At 43.4% G+C, this 21,409-nt stretch carries 21 protein-coding genes, 1 pseudogene and 1 other annotated feature; of the genes and pseudogenes, 9 read left to right on the top strand and 13 right to left on the bottom strand.

The window, feature by feature from the left end; genetic code table 11:
* Positions 1–63: 63 nt before the first annotated feature.
* The 6 genes from pulA to pepV all read right to left on the bottom strand — a co-directional run bounded on the left by pulA (position 64) and on the right by pepV (position 7,145).
* Positions 64–2,223 (bottom strand): type I pullulanase, encoded by a 2,160-nt coding sequence (gene pulA, locus AC622_RS03740; protein WP_197089901.1) that lies wholly within the window; start codon positions 2,221–2,223, stop codon positions 64–66.
* Positions 2,220–3,179, bottom strand: a complete 960-nt coding sequence (locus AC622_RS03735) for a diacylglycerol/lipid kinase family protein (RefSeq protein ID WP_049669830.1) — start codon at positions 3,177–3,179, stop codon at positions 2,220–2,222. The genes pulA and AC622_RS03735 overlap by 4 nt, the downstream gene beginning before the upstream one ends.
* Positions 3,145–4,134 carry a hypothetical protein gene (locus tag AC622_RS03730; protein ID WP_049669829.1) on the bottom strand — a complete coding sequence of 330 codons (990 nt, stop codon included), beginning with the start codon at positions 4,132–4,134 and terminating at the stop codon, positions 3,145–3,147. The genes AC622_RS03735 and AC622_RS03730 overlap by 35 nt, the downstream gene beginning before the upstream one ends.
* A 31-nt stretch (positions 4,135–4,165) precedes the next feature.
* On the bottom strand, positions 4,166–4,729 hold the full coding sequence (gene thpR / locus AC622_RS03725; protein WP_049669828.1) for an RNA 2',3'-cyclic phosphodiesterase: 564 nt from the start codon (positions 4,727–4,729) through the stop codon (positions 4,166–4,168).
* A 108-nt stretch (positions 4,730–4,837) separates the two neighbouring features.
* The gene (gene dat / locus AC622_RS03720; RefSeq protein ID WP_049669827.1) at positions 4,838–5,695 is read right to left on the bottom strand and encodes a D-amino-acid transaminase; all 858 of its coding nucleotides are present in this window, start codon (positions 5,693–5,695) and stop codon (positions 4,838–4,840) included.
* A 40-nt stretch (positions 5,696–5,735) separates the two neighbouring features.
* The gene (pepV, locus tag AC622_RS03715; RefSeq protein WP_049669826.1) at positions 5,736–7,145 is read right to left on the bottom strand and encodes a dipeptidase PepV; all 1,410 of its coding nucleotides are present in this window, start codon (positions 7,143–7,145) and stop codon (positions 5,736–5,738) included.
* Positions 7,146–7,516: 371 nt separating this feature from the next.
* Between pepV and AC622_RS03710 the strand changes: the two genes are divergently transcribed.
* Positions 7,517–7,738 (top strand): DeoR family transcriptional regulator, encoded by a 222-nt coding sequence (locus AC622_RS03710; RefSeq protein ID WP_049669825.1) that lies wholly within the window; start codon positions 7,517–7,519, stop codon positions 7,736–7,738.
* Positions 7,739–7,789: 51 nt separating this feature from the next.
* On the opposite strand, the gene AC622_RS03705 is transcribed toward AC622_RS03710, so the two are convergent.
* Positions 7,790–8,503: a pseudouridine synthase gene (locus AC622_RS03705; protein ID WP_049669824.1), complete on the bottom strand. Its 714-nt coding sequence runs from the start codon at positions 8,501–8,503 to the stop codon at positions 7,790–7,792.
* Between the two features lie 68 nt (positions 8,504–8,571).
* Here AC622_RS03705 and AC622_RS20940 point away from each other — a divergent pair, with 68 nt between their 5' ends.
* Positions 8,572–8,796 carry a hypothetical protein gene (locus AC622_RS20940; protein ID WP_156185552.1) on the top strand — a complete coding sequence of 75 codons (225 nt, stop codon included), beginning with the start codon at positions 8,572–8,574 and terminating at the stop codon, positions 8,794–8,796.
* A gap of 46 nt (positions 8,797–8,842) precedes the next feature.
* Here AC622_RS20940 and AC622_RS03695 read toward each other — a convergent pair whose 3' ends face one another.
* Positions 8,843–10,450 carry a putative polysaccharide biosynthesis protein gene (locus tag AC622_RS03695; RefSeq protein WP_049669822.1) on the bottom strand — a complete coding sequence of 536 codons (1,608 nt, stop codon included), beginning with the start codon at positions 10,448–10,450 and terminating at the stop codon, positions 8,843–8,845.
* Positions 10,451–10,686: 236 nt separating this feature from the next.
* Here AC622_RS03695 and AC622_RS03690 point away from each other — a divergent pair, with 236 nt between their 5' ends.
* The 5 genes and pseudogenes from AC622_RS03690 (at position 10,687) to AC622_RS03675 (ending at position 14,327) form a co-directional block, all read left to right on the top strand.
* A complete protein-coding gene (locus AC622_RS03690) occupies positions 10,687–11,958 on the top strand; it encodes an NAD(P)/FAD-dependent oxidoreductase (protein ID WP_049669821.1) in 1,272 nt (423 codons plus the stop codon).
* A gap of 18 nt (positions 11,959–11,976) precedes the next feature.
* On the top strand, positions 11,977–12,459 hold the full coding sequence (locus AC622_RS03685) for a VanZ family protein (protein WP_049669820.1): 483 nt from the start codon (positions 11,977–11,979) through the stop codon (positions 12,457–12,459).
* 82 nt (positions 12,460–12,541) lie between these two features.
* Positions 12,542–12,790, top strand: a pseudogene (locus AC622_RS21625) (MerR family transcriptional regulator); the annotation flags it as partial.
* Between the two features lie 12 nt (positions 12,791–12,802).
* Entirely contained in the window at positions 12,803–12,991 is a 189-nt protein-coding gene (locus AC622_RS21345; protein WP_231589475.1) for a hypothetical protein, read from the top strand.
* Between the two features lie 46 nt (positions 12,992–13,037).
* On the top strand, positions 13,038–14,327 hold the full coding sequence (locus AC622_RS03675) for a hemolysin family protein (RefSeq protein WP_049669818.1): 1,290 nt from the start codon (positions 13,038–13,040) through the stop codon (positions 14,325–14,327).
* Positions 14,328–14,363: 36 nt separating this feature from the next.
* On the opposite strand, the gene AC622_RS03670 is transcribed toward AC622_RS03675, so the two are convergent.
* The 5 genes from AC622_RS03670 to AC622_RS03650 form a co-directional block, all read right to left on the bottom strand.
* Positions 14,364–14,549: a sporulation protein Cse60 gene (locus AC622_RS03670; protein WP_049669817.1), complete on the bottom strand. Its 186-nt coding sequence runs from the start codon at positions 14,547–14,549 to the stop codon at positions 14,364–14,366.
* A 126-nt stretch (positions 14,550–14,675) separates the two neighbouring features.
* On the bottom strand, positions 14,676–15,557 hold the full coding sequence (locus tag AC622_RS03665) for a hypothetical protein (protein WP_049669816.1): 882 nt from the start codon (positions 15,555–15,557) through the stop codon (positions 14,676–14,678).
* Between the two features lie 358 nt (positions 15,558–15,915).
* Positions 15,916–18,330 (bottom strand): leucine--tRNA ligase, encoded by a 2,415-nt coding sequence (gene leuS / locus AC622_RS03660; protein WP_049669815.1) that lies wholly within the window; start codon positions 18,328–18,330, stop codon positions 15,916–15,918.
* Between the two features lie 79 nt (positions 18,331–18,409).
* Positions 18,410–18,640 (bottom strand) — a binding site (T-box leader).
* A gap of 559 nt (positions 18,641–19,199) precedes the next feature.
* Entirely contained in the window at positions 19,200–19,370 is a 171-nt protein-coding gene (locus AC622_RS03655) for a hypothetical protein (protein ID WP_049669814.1), read from the bottom strand.
* Positions 19,371–19,385: 15 nt separating this feature from the next.
* Positions 19,386–19,649, bottom strand: a complete 264-nt coding sequence (locus tag AC622_RS03650; protein ID WP_049669813.1) for a YtzC family protein — start codon at positions 19,647–19,649, stop codon at positions 19,386–19,388.
* 158 nt (positions 19,650–19,807) lie between these two features.
* On the opposite strand from AC622_RS03650, the gene AC622_RS03645 reads away from it, so the two are divergent.
* Together AC622_RS03645 and AC622_RS03640 are read left to right on the top strand one after the other, a co-directional pair.
* The gene (locus AC622_RS03645) at positions 19,808–20,782 is read left to right on the top strand and encodes a TIGR01212 family radical SAM protein (RefSeq protein ID WP_049669812.1); all 975 of its coding nucleotides are present in this window, start codon (positions 19,808–19,810) and stop codon (positions 20,780–20,782) included.
* Positions 20,772–21,338: a class I SAM-dependent methyltransferase gene (locus tag AC622_RS03640; protein WP_049669811.1), complete on the top strand. Its 567-nt coding sequence runs from the start codon at positions 20,772–20,774 to the stop codon at positions 21,336–21,338. The genes AC622_RS03645 and AC622_RS03640 overlap by 11 nt, the downstream gene beginning before the upstream one ends.
* Positions 21,339–21,409 lie beyond the last annotated feature (71 nt).

Here is a 21,409-nt window from a genome sequence, read left to right as displayed (position 1 = left end):
GCCATTGACTGCTTTTCTTCAATAGCCATCTCCTTAAATTTTAGTAGGTTTATACCGCTTTCGTCAAGTGTTCGAACAACAATTATTCTGAACAAACACATACGTTGTTAACGGCTCGAGTGTGAAATGCTTGATATCCATTTCGACACCCTGTTCTGCTGTATATCCGCAGTCCCCGCAAATCATGCCCCATTCCTGTTCCCCCGGAAGTTCAACCTCTGTTGGCTGCTCCCCATGATGATAGACAACAAGAAGCCTCTCCCATCTTCCATACTCGCCTACATCATCATATAACAGGCTGTGGCAAGCTGGGGACAGATCAAGCATTTTTGCATGGGTTTCGATTTCTTCCCTGCTCCGGAGCCTGAAAGCCCCATGGCTTTTACGAATAGCCATCAAGCACCTTAAATATGAAATCGTCTCCTCGTTCTGCTCACGTAAATCCCAATTCAGCTCATTAATCCAATCTGGTGAGCAATAGCTATTTTCAATACCATGCTTCGTCCGGAAGAATTCTTGGCCGCTATGCAGGAATGGAATCCCTTGCGAAAGGATGGCAATACTCGTGGCAAAGCGATGACGCCTCTTTCTTGATTCATTTGACTCTGCTCCGTTTGCGAGCTGGAGGCGGTCCCATAGGGTATGGTTATCATGGCATTCTACAAAATTAACGGACTGCTCAGGTCCGAGCGGATAATCCTCTCCAATGTTTAGGACAAGTTGAGAGAACTCCTCATGGCTGAATTCCTTCCCTGTAACATAGCCCGTATCCTTCAGGTTGAAATTACTCCCTTTAATAGAATCCCTGAATTTATCGTTAAAGAAACCGACATTTTCAATCTTGTGTGAATTGCTGATTGTCGTTTTATCAGCACCCGATAGAGCGGTCGGGAGGTCCCATCCTTCTCCAATGATGATGGCATCCGGCTTAATGGAATGGATGGTTTTTTCAACCTCCTTCATAGTCTCTAGATCAAGAAGGCCCATTAAATCAAAACGGAATCCATCAATTTGGTAGAACTCCAGCCAATATTTAACGGCAGATACAATAAGCTTTCTTACCATAAAACGCTCGGAGGCGAGATCATTGCCGCAGCCGCTGCCATTGGAAGGCATCCCATTCGCACCATAGCGGAAATAATAGCCTGGAACAATTTTCTCAAAGTTTGAGATTTCCTTCTGGAAAACATGGTTAAAGACAACATCAATAATAACGCCTAAGCCATGCTGATGAACGCTCTCAATCAGTTCCTTTAATTCCTCAATCCGTTTCCCAGGAACATGGGGCTTTGCGCTGTAATTCCCTGCCGGAGCAAAGAAATGTCTCGGGTTATACCCCCAATTATATTCCTTGCCTATCACAGTCTCATCCACTCCGGCAAAATCATTGACCGGCATGAGCTCAATATGGGTTACCCCTAATTCCTGCAAATATTGGATTCCGCTTGAGTAGCCCTTAGTCGTTTTTGTCGCTGTCTCACTAAATGCCGCATATTTTCCTTTTGCATTCATGCCGCTATTATGATGATGAGAAAAATCGCGCACATGTGTTTCATAGATGATGGCATCAACCGGGCTTTCCAGCTTCGGCAATGAATAGTCATGCTTCTTATATTGGGACATGTCAATGACTGCACTATATTGCCCATTGACAGAAACTGCCTTTGCATAAGGGTCTGTTGCTTCCCGCCAAATGTAATTGACTCTCACCAAATAAGAATAGAAATGATTCTCTAAATTTTGATGGACGGTTAAGTGCCATACTCCCCGCTCTCCCCGATGCATCGGTATGGTTCCCTTTTCGGTGCCAAACTCATTAATCAGCTTAAGCTTTACATTCGTTGCTGTTGGTGCCCATACCTTAAAGACTGTTTTTTCCTTCTCATAGATGGCGCCCAAATCCTCTCCATCATATTGATACATTTCATCAAACTCCGGTGTGCGGATAACCGCACCTGTCTGGAGAGCAAAAGCCATTCCCTTGTCGTCTTCTATTTGATATTCTTCACCAAGTGGTACCTCGAATGGGGCTGTGCATATGTACTTGGTATAATGTTCGATTTGAATGACTTCATCAACTCGTAGCTCCCCCATTCTTTGCCCTTCAAAAAAAAGCATGAAGAATAGCTTTTCATTCACCCGGTAGGAGTGAGGAATTAAGATGGTAATTTGATCTAAGGCATCTAAAAAAGCCGAAAATCTGCCTGTATACAATGTATTCACTCTCCTTGAACTGCTAGTTTGACCATATGATGCTTCATCTCAATAAAAGCTTCGCCAGCTCCAACATTCTCACCATCAGCCTGAATCGGCACTTCGAATGAGGAGGTAACACGAATCGTTCTTCCCTCAAATGAATCTACACCCCGAAGCTTTAAGTGGCCTCCCCAAAGAACCGTACTGAACATTAAAAGGAGCTTAAGCCTCGGAATATTATGTATGACTAGTATATGAAAGACCCCGTCATCTGGTTTAGCATTCGGGGATATCTTAATGCCTCCGCCAAAATATGGATGATTTGACACATTCACAAGCCAAGTGTTTGTGAACGAATGAGACTCATCGTCAATCTCCACTTCCATCTCCCCTGGTTTATAGGTCATCCACTTCCACAGGAAGTAGGCCAAGTAGATGATTTTTCCCGCTCCAAGCTTATTAAAATAGTGTTTCATCCGTGATTGGTTAACGGCTTCCGTAATGGCCGCATCCAATCCAATACCCAAACTGTTCAATAAATAACCCTTACCACTGCTTGTTTTATAAAATCCAAGGTCAATAGGTCTCACCTTATTCGAATGAAGCAAACCTGATAATGCCTGCAATGGGCGCGAATCAATTCCCTCACCCCTTGCAAAGTCATTACCGGACCCTGCAGGGATATAAGCAATCCTTACTCCTGGGAAACCGGCCGCACCGTTTGCGACCTCATGAATAGTGCCATCGCCCCCTACAGCTACAAGAATGGCATCTCCAGTGCTTTGAAGAAACTCTCTAGCCAGTGCAACACCATGTCCCTTATATTCAGTAAAGGCATAAGAATAAGATATCCCTTCCCTATCAAGGGTCTCCTTTGTTTTCTCCCAGACTTTTAAGCTACCCGCATTTTTGGCGGCAGGATTAATAATGAAATAGTAGGTTCTTCGTTCAAGAGAATCCCCTCTCACTTCTGCTTTCCCCATGATTATCCATTAACTCCTCTTCCTTATTGTTTCTAATCGAACTGCCATACGCCAATAAGGCCTGTGCTGCCTTTAACTGCAGATTCTTCATGGCAGAACGGTTATGACGGATGGAGCTGAACCAATCATCAAATCTCCTCTTATCGATGATTTCCTGATCAATAGATGTGTGCAACTGATTAATATAGCCATTACGGCAAATAATGCCTTTTCGAATCGGAAACACCATATCCTTAGCAGCAAAAATCTGTTGAAGAATCCATTGCATCCGTTTTAATGTGATAGTCGGGTCGAGCACTTTTTTATCTGCCTTATCATGATGTGTCCTTGTCCAAAAACGGTCTTTACCGCCGACAAAAACGGCATCATCCTCTGCCTCAAGCACGGTCAGACACCAAGCCTCCGATGGCGTGAGCAGAATGATTTCCAGCTCTACAGGCGCATTCTTCCATTCCAGCACCGGCTTGTATAATACCAGGCAATTATCCGGAATACGCTGAAGGAAAAAGCGCAGATTCCAGTCGAATTGATAGCGACCCAGATGCAGAGGCCCTTCATCACTTGCTGTCACAGCCCACTTCAGCTGAAATGGATAAAAGTAATCCAGAAATGATTGCTTTAACTCCTGCTCATCTTCTGGGACTGTACGCAGGAAACGCGGAGCTTCAATAGGTGGTTTCTCCTGCTTTACAGAAACAGCAGCCTCTTCCCTTACCTCTCCCCTCTCCTTTAAGAAGAATTTCTTGATTCTTTGTCGAAAAGGGCGCGTATCTTCCTCTAAAGAGGGAGAATCCATCTCTCCCCCAATTAAGTACCGGCTTAGATCACCGGCTTCATAGGCTTTCTTTAAACGTGACCACTCTTCATTCTTCACATGGACAAATTGTGAAGAATAATGGTAAATATCCTGTTCATATCGGGAAATGAAGTCTTGCAGCTTAATCAATTGACTCATTGGTCCCCATCCTTCCCCTTTGTTCTTCCAGTCATTTTCCTATCGCAAAGCGCACGATGGGTTCATACTTTGGCTGTTTCTCTGTATCCGTCCGATAAAGGACTACATTCTTGATTTCGCATGGTTCTATTCTAGGCAGCCCGCTTCCCCATTCCGTAATGCTTCCTGGTTCAATCTTATTCTTGCTCCTTCTTGCTAACGTTATATGTGGAACAAAAGGCTTCGTATCTAGTTCAAATCCCGCTTCAAGACAGGCATTGTATACCATTTCCCGCACAGTCTGCATCATCGTTGATTTCTCAGAATCTGCCCATAGGATACGAGGACTGTCCTTCTGGCCAAATGTTCCCAGCCCGTTTATTTCAATCAAGAATGGTTGATATTGTGCAATCTTCTGTTCAATGAGCTTTAATGCTATCTTGAGCTTGTCCTGCTCAGCGGCCCCTAGAAAGGCTAAGGTGATATGATAATCCTCTGGATGCACCCAGCTTTTAAAGGCATAGACATCCCCTGCTCTTCCTGCCCAATCATTCAATTCCCGTTTACATTCCTTCGGTAATTCCAGCGCAAAGAAATAATGGCTTCTTCTGTTCATCGGTTATCTCCTTTATTATTTTACACTTATTTTAACCCCGGTCAGCGATATGATTAGGTTAGTAATAGAAAAAAAGCCCGGAACAATTCTATTCCAGGCAATTACTGCTTAATGGAGCGGGCCGCACTCAGCCTCAATCTCCTGTATAAAGGCATCCTGCAGTTTCCGTATAATCGGATATCGGTCCCCTGACCCGACAGGCTGCCCATTGATCATTCGTACCGGCGTAATCTCAAGCGTCGTAGAGGTGATAAACACCTCGTCAGCATGCGATAGATCATCAACCGTAAAAGCCTTTTCCTCATAAGGAATGGATTTGCTCTCACATGCTTTAAGCATAACCATGCGGGAGATTCCATTTAAGATAAGATTATTTGCTGGATGGGTATACACAGTCCCATTTGACACGATGGACACATTTGTATGGCTTCCCTCTGTAATGATTCCGTCTCGATGAAGGATTGCTTCATAGCATCCCGCATCAAGGGCTTCTTGATGGGCCAATACATTTCCGAGCAGGTTCAGGCTCTTAATATCACAATGAAGCCAACGCTTGTCAGGTACGACCAAGGCATCAACACCCCTTTCCATCAAATCCGCTGGTCTCTTGCTTTGCCGTGTATAGGCAACTAGGACTGCTTTTACATCATTTGCTGGGAAGGCATGATTTCTTGGTGCTATTCCCCTTGTCAGCTGTAAGTAAATCGTCCCTTCAGACAATTGATTCTTCTCAATCAGGCTTTCCATTATCGTCTTCATTTCTTCCTTCGTATATGGAATGGACATGCGAATCTTCTCTGCACTTGCAAAAAGACGGTCTACATGCTCCTGCCATGTGAACAATCGCCCATTATAGACACGGACAACCTCATAGATTCCATCGCCAAACTGATAGCCGCGGTCCTCGATATCAATGGTGATTGTCTCTCTTTTCGAAAGCTTTCCATTAAAAACGATATAACTCATATTCCCCATCTCCCCTTATGTTCGTAAATGAAAGCATTCTTTATCTCGTTAATTCATATATGGCTTGAGCATACATCGCTGTCGCCTTTAACATATCCTCAATAATGATGTATTCATCCTTTTGATGGGCAACATCTTCTCTTCCCGGGAACAAAGGACCAAAGGCTACGGCATTCTTGATTGCACGTGCGTACGTTCCTCCTCCGATTGCGAGCAGTTCAGCCTTTTCTCCCGTATGCTCCTCATATATTTTTTGAAGGGTTTTGACTAGCTCACTATCCGCGTCTACATGATGAGGACCTAAATGGGTTTTCATTTGAATAGAGAATCCATGATCGGCCGCTGTTTTCTCAAGTACAGACCAGCCCTTATCAAAGTCAAATGTAACAGGATAGCGCATATTAAAGGCGATTTTGCCTTTTCCGCCATGTTCATATGAAATAATGCCATAATTGATTGTTAGATCCTTCGTAATCTCATCATGGTAGGCAACACCAAGCTCACGTCCTCTTGACTCCTTGCTTAAATAATTGTGCACGAATGTCAGGAAGCGGAAATCATCCCCTTCAAATGGAAGTGTGACTAAAAAGTCCACTAGCCGGAGGCCGGCATTAACACCTAGATCCGGTTCCATTCCATGGACAGATACCCCATCAAGCGTAATCGTGATCTCCTGCCCTTTCACCGTATATGTACCAGTCAATTCATTCTCTGCACAATAGTCGCCATACCGCTTCTCCCAATCTCCGGCATATTGGCTGTCAGCTGTAATCACTGCTTTAGCGAATTCAGGCACCATATTAAAGCGCTGACCGGCAGAAAGGCTCTTCAAGGTAGCTTCTTTTCCTTCCATGCGAGAACCATCGAATTCATAGGTGAAATCAGCAATTCCTTTCTCTGCATAAATAATAGGGAAATCAGCATCTGGCACAAAGCCAACCGTTGGCGTCTCTTCTTTCTCAAAATAATGATCCATGCAGCGCCAATCACTTTCTTCGTCTGTTCCAAGAATCAATCGGACACGTTTATTAACATCCACGCCAAGGTCTTTTACAATTTTCATGGCATAATAGGCTGCCATTGTCGGTCCTTTATCATCCATGGCTCCCCGTGCATAGATTCTGCCATTACGAATATCAGCTGAATAAGGATCAGTTGTCCATCCATCTCCTTCTGGAACAACATCTAGATGACCCAATATACCGAGCAGTTCATCTCCTTGTCCCATTTCAAGATGGGCTCCATAATTATCAATATTTTTTACCGCAAAGCCGTCCTTTTCACCAAGATCCAGCATGAAATCAAGCGCTTCCTTGATTCCTTTGCCGAATGGAATTTCCTTCGTTGCCGTTTCTTCATCAAGTGTGCTCTTAATTTGAAGCAATCTTTGCGTATCCTGAATCAATTGTTCTTTTCTTTGTTCCACTTCTTTTTGCCAATTAATTTGCATTCCCGTTAACCTCTTTTCATTCACTATCCTTCAATATCGTTATTATATCATGTATGCCTAAAATATATTTTCCAATACACTGATTCGATATAATGTTGATTTTTTGGGACACATTATTAGTGAAAGAAGTCATAAATAGTACCAGCCATTTATATGTATTATTAAATGAATTTTCAATTTTTTGAGCTGAACCTATGGATTTCATGAAAAGGGAGGGGTATTATAGTACTAGAAAGACTTCAAGGATGAAGCTTCTAATTAAAGGAGTGCTGAAAAGGTGATAACTTAAAGAGGTGGTTATGGTAAACAAGTAATACAGCAGGATGAATGTATGATGTTGCCATCGGAAACTATCCATAAGGAGTGGTTTTTTGAAACCTTCAACAAACCGTATGCTTACAAGAATTAAGTCCATTTACATGTTTATTGTTCGTAATGGTACCGTCACGACCCAAGAACTGGTCGATGAATTCGGTATTACTCCGCGCACGATTCAAAGGGACTTAAATGTGTTAGCTTATAACGAACTTGTTGTTAGTCCCAGTCGTGGAAAGTGGACCACCACCCAAAAGAAAGTTAAATTAACCTCGTAATAACAGTCTTTCCTTAAAAGAAAAAGAAGACCGTCTCCGGTCTTCTTTTTCTCATGAGCGCTTTTGCATCAGCACTAATTCCTCTTCTGTCATCTCTCGATATTCACCAGGCTCAAGGCTTTCATCAAGCAGAAGAGCACCCATCGCAATTCGCTTTAAATAGACAACCTTTTTCCCTACGGCTTCAAACATCCGCTTCACCTGATGGAACTTGCCCTCTGTAATAATCAGCTCGATTTCCGATTGTGTCCCGCTTTTAAGAATAGTCAGCTCACCAGGCTTTGTTACATATCCATCATCTAAGGTTACACCTTGTTTAAACCGTTCAATGTCCACTTCATCTACCGCTCCATCAATGACCGCATAATAGGTCTTCGGCACATGCTTTTTCGGTGCGAGCACATCATGAGCAAGCTGGCCGTCATTGGTCAGGACAAGCAGTCCCTCTGTATCTCGGTCAAGGCGTCCGACAGGGAATGGCTTCATGTAAGCATCCTCAGGTTCCAATAAATCAAGAACCGTCTGAAGGCGGTCATCCTCTGTCGCGGAAATATAGCCCTGCGGCTTATTCATCATGACATATATAAACTCCCTGTATTCAACCAATTCACCATGAACCATGATTTGGTCTTGCTCAGGATCAACATGTGCCTTTGCATCCGTGATTTTCTTCTCATTGCAGAGGACCGCTCCTGATTTCAATAATTTCTTAACATCCTTTCTACTTCCAAAGCCGGAATTAGCGAGTAATTTATCGATTCTCATCTGTATCACCTATTTATCATTATTTGAATAAACTGTACGGTACAAATTCAAACACAAGGAGTGTTTCCATGTATTATTCATCCTATTTCCACCCCATGTCGGTCGAACAGGAAAGCCGGCAGCAAGCTCCTCCTAATCCTACCTTATTTCCTGGAATCCCAGGCATTCCAGGTTTCCCTCCACAAGGGGGCAGCATAAACAGTCGGCTTAACCAACTCGAGCGCCAGGTCAACAGGCTGGACCGACGCGTAAGCCGCATCGAGAATATCCTCGGTATACGAGAAGATTATTAAAGTGATGGCCTGCTTTAAAAAGCAGGCCATCTTCATTTTCCTTCATTTATTTCTTTATACGAAACTTACGCATCAGAGCATCCGTCTTTTCTCCAAATACCGCCTGGAGAAGGCCTGTCTTATAAGAGAGAAGGAAGTAGACAAGAACCCCGACTGGTATCGTAATGGCTACACGCATCACCGCAATCATCTGGCCGCCAGAGCCCAGCCATCCAGCTAGGAGTATATCGAGCAATTTAACAACAACAGCCATCACAGCAGCAATAAGGAGCGCAAGGAGGGACCGGCGAAGGACAAGACCTGGCTTGTATCCTGAAAAATAATGAATTATATATAGATTAATCAGAATAGCAACTAAGAATCCCAGACCTGTCGCATATACCGCTCCATTTGTCTCAAACATCCGGATAAGAGGAATATTTATGCTTAGCTTCACGAGTAAACCTGTCAATAAGCTAAGAACGGTAAACCTTTGTTGGTTAATTCCCTGCATGATAGCTGCGGTCACAGAGAACATCGCGAATAATATCGTTACAGGCGCATAGACGGCTAAAACAGAAGAACCAAGTTCAGAGAAACCGTAGAAGGATCCGTAAACACTGTCTGCAAGAACACTCATCCCCGTAACTGCTGGAATAAGCAAGAATAAAAGCACTTGGAATGTTTCAGTTAATTGTTGATTGTATAACGTCCATTTCTTCTCCACAAATGATTTTGTCACACTTGGCACGATGGATAGTGAAAACGCTGTAGCTAGCGTCATGGGAATGAGAACGAGCTTCTGCGAGGTCACGTTCAACACACCAAAAGCCGTATCGGTAATCTCAGCAAGCCCAATCGATACCATTGCCCTGTTAAAGGTGAGCGTATCAACCATTTGGAAAAGTGGCATCGCAAGACCGACAAAAATGAAGGGAATTGATGAAAGGAGAATTTCCTTGTAGATGGCTCCCATTGAGATGTCCACTTCATTTTTGCTTTTCTTAAGCAAAGCATCAAGATGCCCCTTCCGCTTCCGCCAATACCAAAGTAAAACAACAAGCCCGGCAACGGCTCCAACAAATGCCGAAAACACGGCTACCCCCATCGCGGGTACGATACTTCCACCAAGTACATTCAAGACAATGTAAGCTCCCGCAAGCATGAAAATGATGCGAACAATTTGCTCAATAACTTGGGAGACAGCTGTCGGTCCCATTGATTCATTTCCTTGGAAGAACCCCCGGAACAAGCTTTGGGATGGGACAAGAATCAAGGCAAAGCTGACTGACCTGATAACCGTAGTCACCTCTTCGACTGAATAGGACTGCGTCTCCATGACAGAAGCTAGTCCAGGAGCAGTAACATACATGAGCAGAAAGGCAAATACCCCAGTCATCATCATGACCTTTTGACCTGACTCAAACAGCTTCCTCCCGATTGCATATTCACCCATCGCATTATACTTTGCTACAAATTTTGCTACAGCCATCGGAACCCCAGCAGTTGCGATGCTAATGAAAATCGTATAAGGAGTGTAGGCAAACCCATATAAGGCAATGCCTTCGGTTCCTACGATTTTATTAAAGGGAATGACATAGAATAATCCGAGCATTTTCGAAAAAACCATGCCAATAGTCAAAATAAAGGTGCCTCTAATCAGTTTCGATGACATGCTTCAAACCCTTTCGTACTTTCACTTATATAGTAGAATAGATTTATTTTTATGTTCACTATTCAGTAGTTTACTCTTTTCCATACCTTTTGACAATGAGATAAGTTGTAAGTTTAAGGTCAATACAATAGATACCCTTCCAATATATACATATCCATTCCCCGCTCTTGCTTTTGCCTTCTTGTGAGATTCGCTTATAATAGACCTTATAAGCATGTTAGAAATGAGTGGAATAGATGAAATATGATGTTGTGATTATTGGTGGAGGCCCCTCTGGACTTATGGCTGCCATAGCAGCCGCAGAGAAGGGGTCTTCTACGCTGTTAATTGATAAAGGGTCCAAACTCGGCAGAAAATTAGCCATCTCAGGCGGAGGACGCTGCAATGTAACGAATCGTCTGCCTGTTGAAGAGATTATCCGCCATATCCCAGGAAACGGAAAATTCCTTTATGGAGCTTTTTCCGAATTTGATAATGAAGGAATCATATCCTTCTTCAAAGAGCTTGGCGTAGAACTTAAGGAAGAAGACCATGGGCGGATGTTCCCTGTTAACGACAAGGCTCAATCCGTTGTCGATGCCATGGTTGGGCGTCTGCTCGAGCTTGGTGCACACGTCCGTACCGATTGTCCTGTCAGTGATGTCCTCTATGAGGACGGTCATGTTAAAGGTATCCAGACAAAAGAAGGAGAACTTATTGAAACGAGTTCAGTCGTCCTAGCAGTCGGGGGTAAATCCGTTCCGCATACAGGTTCAACCGGAGATGGATATGCCTGGGCAGAGAAAGCCGGTCATACAGTAACTGAGCTTTTCCCAACGGAGGTGCCTTTAACCTCCAGTGAGACATTCATCCAAAATAAAGCATTACAGGGTCTCTCCTTACGCGACGTATCCATCAGTGTATTGAATCCAAAGGGCAAGGCGCTCATTACCCATCGCATGGACATGATCTTTACCCATTTTGGCTTATCAGGTCCAGGCGTGCTTAGATGCAGCCAGTTTGTTGTCAAGGCACTGAAGAAATGGAAGCTAAAAGAAGTTATCGTCCAAATTGATGCACTGCCGGATATGAATGCGGAGCAATTGTTCCAGCAAATCATTCAAACCATTAAGACAGATGATAAGAAGGCAGTGAAAAATAGCCTGAAGGGACTTCTCCCTGAACGTTATCTATTATTTCTGCTGGAAAGGAATCAAATTGACCCGGCTGCACAGGGGGCAACTATCTCCCACGATAAATGGCGTTCATTCTGTCAAGATATCAAGAAATTCCCAGTGGCTGTAAACGGCACACTCTCTCTGGATAAGGCATTTGTCACCGGCGGGGGGATATCTGTCAAAGAAGTAGAGCCGAAAACTATGGCCAGCAAGCTCATGCCAGGTTTATTCTTCTGCGGCGAAATATTAGATATTCACGGGTACACTGGAGGCTACAATATTACCTCTGCCCTCGTTACCGGACGTCTTGCAGGAATCAACGCAGCCATGAATGCACAAACAAGACAATAGGGCAAGGGGGAGCATGTAATGAATCTTCTAGAACGAGTAGCCAACAGCAAGATAATGACTGCCTTCCTATATCTCTTATTTGCTGCTTATCTTTTACTCTTATCCTATCTATTATTTTTTGGCTATTATCGTCAGGATATCCGAGTGGAGGATTATAACCTGACACCGTTTGAGACCATCAAAATGTATATCATTTATATGGATTACTTTAGTTTCCGTATATGGTTCACCAATCTATTCGGTAATATTATTGCCTTTATGCCGCTAGGCTTTTTACTTCCCCTTCTCTCAGAGCGCTGGAAAGGGGCAATTAAGATTACCATATTCTCTTTCTTCGTGTCCCTTACTGTGGAAACCATTCAGCTCGTTTTCCATGTAGGGGGCTTTGATGTGGATGACATGATCTTAAACACCATCGGAGGTCTTTTTGGGTACATGCTGCTCAAGATTCTCCAATCTGCCGCTGCGGCTGTGCTTATTCAAAGCAAGGTGCACAAATAATCTCTTTTTAGTGGATGTCCTTTTAAGGGCATCCTTATTTTTATGGTTTCGAGCTCTTTAAGTTGAATAAAGATTTCAGAAAATATATAATCAAAAAATAAACCATCACGTTATAGTTTGGAGGTCTTTCCTTAATGGGGCAAAGAAACTAAGAATCGGCGAATTATCAAAAGCCACGAATGTCACCAAAAGGACTATTGATTATTACACGAACCTCGGCCTGCTAATAGCAGAGAGATCGCCCTCCAATTATCGGCTATATGATGAATCCTCCATCGAGAGACTTTTGTTTATCGAGGAATGTAAACATAAACAGTTATCCCTGACTGAGATAAAAAAGGAATTGATTAACCGATATTCGGAGGAAATCGATGTCCAAGAAATACGGGCAAAAATCCGTGACATTGAACAAGAAGTATCATCGCTCATAAACGATATGGGCAAAGATCAGGATGTCGTCAAGAAACAAGTTGACGCCTCATCCTTGATACAATCGATGCAGCTGCTAATGCTGCTGCTGACTAAATCATAACCAACTACAGGAGGTGTACGTCTTACCCTAGCTGTAAGACTGCTATTTGACTACCATCTATTTAATCGCTTTTGTAATCCTAATCATCTTAACCGCCTTTTTCGTTGCAACTGAGTTTGCCATCGTAAAGGTGCGTTCCTCAAAGATTGACCAGCTTGTCGCTGAAGGCAAGAAGGGCGCTTTGTCCGCAAAGAAAGTAACAACCCACCTGGACGAATATTTATCTGCCTGCCAGCTCGGAATTACGGTTACGGCACTCGGTCTAGGGTGGATTGGAGAACCGACATTTGAGGTAATCCTTTCTCCCCTATTTGAACTGATGGGTCTCAATATGGAGGTCACTCACATTATGTCCCTTGCCGTTGCCTTTATCATCGTGACGTTTATTCACGTGGTCGTGGGCGAACTGGCTCCTAAGACAATTGCCATCCAAAAGGCAGAAACGATGACGCTATTCCTGTCACCGCTGATTATTTTGTTCTACCGTATCCTATATCCATTTATCTGGCTTTTGAATGGTTCAGCTCGTTTACTCGTCAAGCTGATTGGTTTCCAGCCGGCTTCAGAGCACGAGAACAGCTATTCAGAAGAGGAGCTTCGCCTATTGCTGGCAGACAGCTACAAAAAAGGCTCCATTAATAAGAATGAATACAAATATGTAAACAATATTTTTGAATTTGACGAACGGAAAGCAAGAGAAATCATGGTACCGCGTACAGAAATCGTCAGCATATCAAAGGATGACTCCATCGAAGAGGTATTCTCCATCATTCAAGAAGAGCGTTATACACGTTTTCCTGTAGAAGATGGCGACAAGGATAATATCGTCGGATTCTTGAATGCGAAAGAATTCTTGACTGAAATGCATTTGAAGAAGGATGTCACACTCGAATCATTAATCAGTCCAGTCATTAGTGTCATTGAGACCATACCAATCCATGACCTTCTTGTAAAAATGCAAAAGGAACGCACTCATATCGCCATCTTAATCGATGAATATGGCGGCACATCCGGATTGGTTACTGCAGAGGATATCATTGAAGAAATCGTCGGAGAAATCCGTGATGAATTCGACGAAACAGAGGTACCTGATATCCGCAAGCTTGGAACAAACCACTATATCGTAAGTGCCAAGCTTCTCATCGATGATATCAATGAGCTGCTTGGTATCGAGATTTCAAATGAGGTCGTTGACACAATCGGCGGCTGGTTCCTATCAAACCATTTCGAAATCCAAGATGGCACTGAGGTTGAAGCAGAGGGCCACATCTTTAAGATTCATGAACATGAAGGCAACCATATTCACTATCTTGAGATCAAGAAAGCCGATAAATAATGAAAACGCCGAATCCCTCATAACGGATTCGGCGTTTTATTTACGATAAATGACCATTGCACTAAAGCAATAAATCTGATTTTCTTCCTCTTCTTCTCCAAAAGCGGCAATTTCATACTTAATGTCGACGATTTGGTCCTCCCTAATCTGTCCTAGGAAGTGATTCATCCCATTTTCCAAGTCTTTTTCATGTTCATAATCAAACATCTTCACTTGTATCATCGGCTCTCCTGCCTCCTTTTAGGACAGTCATAGCCAAATAGTTTGATCTTTATACACAAATATTGAATATTCCTCGGTCTGATATTACCTTTATAATTTTACGGGGAGGATTCAATATTGACCAACTTATTTTCCCATTCCATCAAAGTGGGTGGCGATTTCGAGCATTTTTATTGGATCCTCTACTTCTGAAATCGTATAAACGATTTTTTCTTCCTGCCAGGAAATTTGATTATCTTCTGTCTTTTGTTGGTCGACGTCTGCTTTGACGGAACCATATTGATTTGGTACAGGCAGTGAATTACTCTCCAAGTAGTCAACCATCTGTTTTGCGAGCGGCACGTATTCATTAGCACCTTCTAGATTGTTGGCATGGATCTGAAGGTACCATCTCCCTTCATGCCAATTCAGCCATTTATTACCCATACCACCCTCTTCATACCCTTTGATTGAATGGCCAAGATTGATAGCAGGATTGCCTGTCGGGATATCTTCAGGAGATATGTAGCCAATTTTAGATTTGGCTTCCTGATTGGTTTCATATTGTCTAGCTTCTATTACAGCAATGGGTTTAGCGATTTCATTGTCATTCAATTCTTTATCATTGATTGGGATTGCTTTCTTACTTTCAAAGAAGGTCACTCGATACCTATCATCCTTAGAATCGGTAGCAGCACTCAACTTCATTTCTTCAGATGACATTGGCAAATATTTTGGCAGCTTAGGAGGCAGGCTGTTTTGAATTTGTTCCTTAACAGATGCGATGATACTTTCTTGAGAATTTGGAACGTTATTGGCACCATCTTCATCAGATGCTGAGGGGTTTTCAGTTGCAGGGGGATTGTCCTTCTTTGTATCTTCTTCACTTTTATCGTTTGACAATTTTTCCGTACTGACAGGCTGGTTAGATTTTTTGGACGCTTGTTCTTTGCTATCGGCATTTTCCAGTGTGCAGCCGGCAAGGCAGATGAAAGTCAGACATACGGCAGTAGACACCTGTTTCTTCATTTACTTTCTCCTCCTTTATTGTCGTTTACCACAGGGGATACCAATTAAACAAGCGTTGAATAAACGGTAAAAAACAGTCATATCGCAATGGATACATCTCATTATTTCAGAGAGGATTTATTATCAGAATAGATGTATTTGGTCCCGAACCTCTTGATATGTAATGAGACTTGTGGACATTCATCAGAGTGACTATAAGACAAACATTATATGGACTATCTTAACCATATAAGGAAACATATTCTCCTTAATATTTCTCCTTCCCAATAATGGAGGCGTAAGCCTGTAATCGTTTTCAGCTCTGTTCATATATAAAAAAACCGGCTGACCCAATCGGACAGCCGGCCAAAAAATCTACTTAGTTTGCGACGATATTAACAAGTTTTCCAGGAATCGCGATCACTTTACGAACAGTTTTGCCATCGATTTGCTCGAGGACCTTTCCATTCTCCATAACCGTTTTCTCCATTTCTTCCTTTGTAATATCAGCAGGAACTTGAAGCTTCGCTCTCACTTTCCCATTAATCTGGATCACGATTTCGACTTCATTATCGACCAGCTTGCTTTCATCATATGCGGGCCAAGATGCATAGGCAAGCGTATCATTATGGCCTAGTCGGCTCCAAAGCTCTTCTGTCATATGCGGGCAGATTGGTGAAAGTAGCTTCACGAAGCCTTCCATGAATTGAATTGGAAGAATCTCTGCTTTGTACGCTTCATTCACGAATACCATCATTTGAGAAATCGCCGTATTAAAGTGCAGATTCTCAAGATCCTCTGTCACTTTCTTCACAGTTTGATGATATACCTTCTCAAGATGTGTGTCCGCTGATTCTGTAATCTTATCATTTACTGTTCCATCTTCATTGATATACAGTCTCCATACACGGTCAAGGAAACGTCTTGAGCCGTCGAGTCCATTTGTTGACCATGCGATGGATGCATCAAGCGGTCCCATGAACATTTCATATAGACGAAGTGTGTCTGCTCCATGGCTTTCAACGATATCATCCGGGTTCACGACATTACCCTTTGATTTACTCATCTTCTCATTATTCTCACCAAGGATCATTCCTTGGTTAAATAGCTTTTGGAATGGTTCCTTCGTTGGTACAACACCGATATCATAAAGGAATTTATGCCAGAAACGAGCATATAGCAAGTGAAGAACCGCATGCTCTGCGCCGCCGATATACGTATCAACCGGAAGCCAATGCTTCAACTTCTCAGGATCTGCGATTGCATTCGGGTTTTTCGGATCGATATAGCGCAGGAAGTACCAGCAGCTGCCCGCCCATTGCGGCATTGTATTGGTTTCGCGTCTGCCCTTACGTCCGGTTTCAGGATCTGTTACATTCACCCACTCATCAATGATTGCAAGCGGTGATTCACCCGTACCAGATGGTTTGATTTCGGATGTTTTGGGAAGTACAAGCGGAAGCTCTGACTCAGGAACAGCTGACATCGTTCCGTCCTCCCAATGGATGATAGGAATTGGCTCTCCCCAGTAGCGCTGACGGGAGAAGTTCCAGTCACGAAGACGGTATGTTACCTTCTTCTCACCGATGCCTTTTTCTTCAAGCCATGCAATCATCTTTTGAATGGCTTCTTCTTTATTCAATCCATTCAGGAAGTCAGAGTTTACATGCTCTCCTTCTCCTGCATATGCTTCTTTTTCGATATCGCCGCCAGCGACAACCTCACGAATTGGAAGCTCGAATTTCTTCGCGAACTCATAATCACGCTCATCATGGGCTGGAACCGCCATGATTGCACCAGTTCCATAGCTCATAAGAACATAATCGGCGATCCATACTGGAATCTTCTCGCCGTTTGCGGGATTAATGGCATAAGCACCTGTAAATGCACCAGTTTTCTCTTTAGAAAGCTCTGTTCTCTCAAGGTCGCTCTTCGATTGAATGGATTGTTTGTAAGCTTCAACCTCTGCTTTTTGCGCCTCTGTCGTAATTTCATCCACAAGCGGATGCTCTGGAGAAAGCACTGTGTAAGTCGCACCGAACAATGTATCAGGACGAGTCGTAAAGACTGTGAACGATTTGTCCGTACCGTCAATCGTAAAGTTCACAGAAGCCCCTTCTGAACGGCCAATCCAGTTGCGCTGCATATCTTTAATACTTTCTGGCCAATCAAGTTCTTCTAAATCTTCAATCAAACGGTCTGCATAAGCCGTAATTTTCAAAATCCATTGACGCATCGGCTTTCTGATAACCGGGTGGCCGCCGCGCTCACTCTTGCCGTCGATGACTTCTTCATTCGCCAATACCGTTCCAAGCGCCGGGCACCAGTTAACCGGAATCTCATCCATATAGGCAAGCCCTTTTTCATACAGCTTCAAGAAAATCCATTGTGTCCATTTATAATAGTCTGGATCTGTCGTGTTGATTTCACGGTCCCAATCATAAGAGAATCCGAGGGATTTAATTTGGCGTTTGAATGTCTCAATATTCTTTGCTGTAAATTCTTCCGGGTCATTACCTGTATCAAGAGCATATTGCTCAGCAGGAAGACCGAATGCATCCCATCCAATTGGATGAAGGACATTATAGCCCTGCATCCGCTTCAATCGGGAGAGAATATCCGTCGCTGTATAGCCCTCTGGATGCCCAACATGAAGACCTGCTCCAGATGGATACGGGAACATATCCAAAGCGTAAAATTTACGTTTTCCGACATGATCAGTCGTTTTGAACGTTTTATGTTCTTCCCAATAAGATTGCCACTTCTTTTCAATCTCTTTATGATTGAAACTCATCCTAAATTCCTCCTACAAAATCAATTTCAGGTCCTTTTCATTTTCCCCTGAATATAAAAAAGCCTCTCATCCCTCAATAGTAAGGGACGAGAGGCTGTTCATCAGCTTTTACCCGCGGTACCACCCTAGTTGACGTATGTAAAACACGTCCGGCTCAAGTCTTTAACGCAGATCTGCGGCAGTCCTTACTAATCGCTGTTCACGACTGCAACTCAAGGGGGAGTTCATCATGCCGTCCTATTGGCTCGCACCAGCCGCCAACTCTCTAAAAAGCACGAACATCATTACTAGTCCCTGTCACGGTTATTAGAAAATATATACCTACATTGTATGTAAATCATTCTGAAAGTGCAAGTCCATTCTATGCTGTTTTTTCCATTTTGGCCAGATATGGGGGAAGGTATGCATCGATTGCAGATTTTCTTCTATTGATTTTGCAGCTTTGGATATAAGCAATAGCGTAGTTTCTCTGTTAACAACCTAAAAACGTGGGACTAACCGACCTCTCCTTCTTTGATTGAATTTATGGAGAGCAGAGAAATCAAAACAGCGTCAAGTCAGCTTTTTTATGAGGAAATAAGCCCAAATAATAAAGATTTCAGCAAAAGAAGCCTCCTGCACATCTTTCTCCAGTGTTAGCGCATAGCTGGGCAAATATTTTTTAATGATATTTCCTTCTTTGATAATTTAAAGGCTAAATTTACTTGTTTATGGGCGAAGAACTATTTAAAGACGAACTGGTACCATTCAAGGGAGAAATAGGCTGGGTATGGTCGGGCGAAACCTTCCATCAAAAGAAAACTCCCTGCATAAAAAAGAGCCGAACGGCTAACCGATTCGGCTCTTTCATCAGGAGTACCTTCAGTATCCTATTTGTATGCTTTCGGGTGTACGGTTGCCTTCGCCGGCTGGCCTTTTTTCTCATTCATTTTCTTGGCCCTCTTTATAATGTCGTTGTCGGCTCCTGCTTCGATGTCCTGGTTATTGATCCCGTTGCGTGTTTTTTGCTCAGGGTTATGCTGTTTAGATCGTTTCTTCATAAATGGAGAGCCTCCTTATCGTCTTCTTACAACCATTGCATGCTGAAGGTCTTGCACACGAATTTTCATGCGATCGAGTTCATCACGCTGCTGGTCATTCGCACTGTTTTTCATGACCGTTAGTTCATTGAATGAATCCTCAAGTCTCATAAGGGCATCAGTATAGCCATCTGTATTATAGTGCTCCTGTTTGGCTGATTCCTCATATTGCTGCTGTGCGTATTCAAGGGTATTCTCACAACGTCCTAAACATTCATCCATGGATTTATGCGTAGCCATCTCGCCACTCCTTTTTGGTTGGGATTGGTTAAGAAGTACACCCGAATCTTATTATGTCCGGCTGACCGCGGTTACATGAACAAATTCATTTGGAAAGTATAAATGCCCGTGTTAAAATGTAGGTTATGTGAAAAAACAATTAGGAGGGTTTTACAGATATGAAACAGGCTAACCCTTTTCCATATGCTAGTGACGATAAACGTTATCATACATGGAATTACCATTTACGCAACCAATTTGGCCATAAGGTCTTCAAGATAGCATTAGACGGCGGCTTTGATTGCCCAAACCGTGACGGCACAGTCGCTTTTGGCGGCTGCACCTTCTGCAGTGCAGCAGGCTCAGGCGACTTCGCCGGAAACCGGGCGGAGGATTTGAAGAAGCAATTCGCCGACATCAAGGGGAAGATGCATCAGAAATGGAAGGACGGCAAATATATGGCTTACTTCCAAGCTTATACGAATACACATGCACCAGTTGATGTCTTGCGCGAGAAATTCGAGACGGTGATGAATGAGGAAGGCGTCGTTGGGTTGTCCATTGCGACAAGACCTGACTGCCTGCCGGATGATGTTGTTGAATATTTAGCGGAGCTGAATGAGCGCACATATCTTTGGCTTGAGCTTGGACTCCAAACCGTCCATGAGAAAACAGCGAACATCATTAACCGCGCCCATGACTATCCAACCTATGTCGAGGGAGTCAACAAGCTCCGCAAGCACGGCATTCGCGTCTGCAGCCATATCATCAACGGACTGCCTCTTGAGACACCGGAAATGATGATGGAAACCGCTCGTGAGGTCGCGAAGCTTGATGTGCAAGGAATTAAGATTCACCTCTTGCATTTGTTAAAAGGAACACCAATGGTGAAACAATACGAGAAAGGCATGCTTCAATTCCTTTCATTTGAGGAATATGTGAGCCTTGTCTGCGATCAGCTCGAAATTCTGCCTCCAGAGATGATTATTCACCGCATTACCGGCGACGGGCCAATTGATTTAATGGTCGGTCCGATGTGGAGCGTGAATAAATGGGAGGTCTTGAATGCAATCGATGCGGAATTGAAACGCCGTAACAGCTACCAAGGCAAGTTCTTTGTTCGTGATGGGGGATTGGCGACACATGAAGCTTGACCGAATCCTTCCATATGCCCGCCACCTACTGGAAAAAGCAGCTGGTCCTGGAGATGTCGTCATTGACGGCACTATGGGAAACGGTCATGACACGGTCTTTCTCTCCCAGCTTGTCGGTGAGAATGGTCATGTATATAGCTTTGACATCCAGGAATCTGCCTTAGAGCAGACAAGAGGCCGGCTTGAAGAGAAACAGCTGACCAAAAATGTAACCTTGATCCATGCAGGTCATGAACAGGTTAAGGCATTCATTCCTGCTGGAACAGAAATAGCCGGAGCCATCTTCAATCTCGGCTATCTACCTGGCGGTGACAAAGAAATCATCACGACTGCTCCGACTACCATCTCAAGTGTCGAGCAGCTGCTTGAGATGATGAAGCCTGAAGGAATCATCGTCCTAGTCATTTACCATGGGCATCCAGGCGGGGATATAGAACGTGATGAGATTCTTCGATTTGCTCGCAGCCTTCCCCAGGACACAGCCCATGTCCTGGAATATAAATTCATAAATCAAAGGAATAATCCGCCTTTCATCGTCGCAATTGAGAAAAGGTAAGTGACTGGGACAAAATGTTTCCAGTAACTAAATAGCCGAACAATTATAAAGTGCCATTTTAAGCACGATTA

The organism is Bacillus sp. FJAT-27916 (assembly GCF_001183965.1).
Taxonomy (GTDB): domain Bacteria; phylum Bacillota; class Bacilli; order Bacillales; family Pradoshiaceae; genus Pradoshia.
This window is presented reverse-complemented; position numbering and strand designations above follow the sequence as displayed.

Coding starts and splice junctions, on each gene's coding strand:
- AC622_RS03670 (WP_049669817.1), bottom strand. CDS start 14,549: ATGATACAAGTGAAGATGTTTGATTATGAACATGAAAAAGACTTGGAA.
- thpR (WP_049669828.1), bottom strand. CDS start 4,729: ATGAACAGAAGAAGCCATTATTTCTTTGCGCTGGAATTACCGAAGGAA.
- AC622_RS03695 (WP_049669822.1), bottom strand. CDS start 10,450: ATGTCATCGAAACTGATTAGAGGCACCTTTATTTTGACTATTGGCATG.
- AC622_RS03685 (WP_049669820.1), top strand. CDS start 11,977: ATGAATCTTCTAGAACGAGTAGCCAACAGCAAGATAATGACTGCCTTC.
- AC622_RS03650 (WP_049669813.1), bottom strand. CDS start 19,649: ATGGCTACGCATAAATCCATGGATGAATGTTTAGGACGTTGTGAGAAT.
- dat (WP_049669827.1), bottom strand. CDS start 5,695: ATGAGTTATATCGTTTTTAATGGAAAGCTTTCGAAAAGAGAGACAATC.
- pepV (WP_049669826.1), bottom strand. CDS start 7,145: ATGCAAATTAATTGGCAAAAAGAAGTGGAACAAAGAAAAGAACAATTG.
- AC622_RS03690 (WP_049669821.1), top strand. CDS start 10,687: ATGAAATATGATGTTGTGATTATTGGTGGAGGCCCCTCTGGACTTATG.
- AC622_RS03735 (WP_049669830.1), bottom strand. CDS start 3,179: ATGGGGAAAGCAGAAGTGAGAGGGGATTCTCTTGAACGAAGAACCTAC.
- AC622_RS03645 (WP_049669812.1), top strand. CDS start 19,808: ATGAAACAGGCTAACCCTTTTCCATATGCTAGTGACGATAAACGTTAT.
- AC622_RS03705 (WP_049669824.1), bottom strand. CDS start 8,503: ATGAGAATCGATAAATTACTCGCTAATTCCGGCTTTGGAAGTAGAAAG.
- AC622_RS03665 (WP_049669816.1), bottom strand. CDS start 15,557: ATGAAGAAACAGGTGTCTACTGCCGTATGTCTGACTTTCATCTGCCTT.
- AC622_RS03655 (WP_049669814.1), bottom strand. CDS start 19,370: ATGAAGAAACGATCTAAACAGCATAACCCTGAGCAAAAAACACGCAAC.
- AC622_RS03640 (WP_049669811.1), top strand. CDS start 20,772: ATGAAGCTTGACCGAATCCTTCCATATGCCCGCCACCTACTGGAAAAA.
- AC622_RS20940 (WP_156185552.1), top strand. CDS start 8,572: ATGTATTATTCATCCTATTTCCACCCCATGTCGGTCGAACAGGAAAGC.
- leuS (WP_049669815.1), bottom strand. CDS start 18,330: ATGAGTTTCAATCATAAAGAGATTGAAAAGAAGTGGCAATCTTATTGG.
- AC622_RS03730 (WP_049669829.1), bottom strand. CDS start 4,134: ATGAGTCAATTGATTAAGCTGCAAGACTTCATTTCCCGATATGAACAG.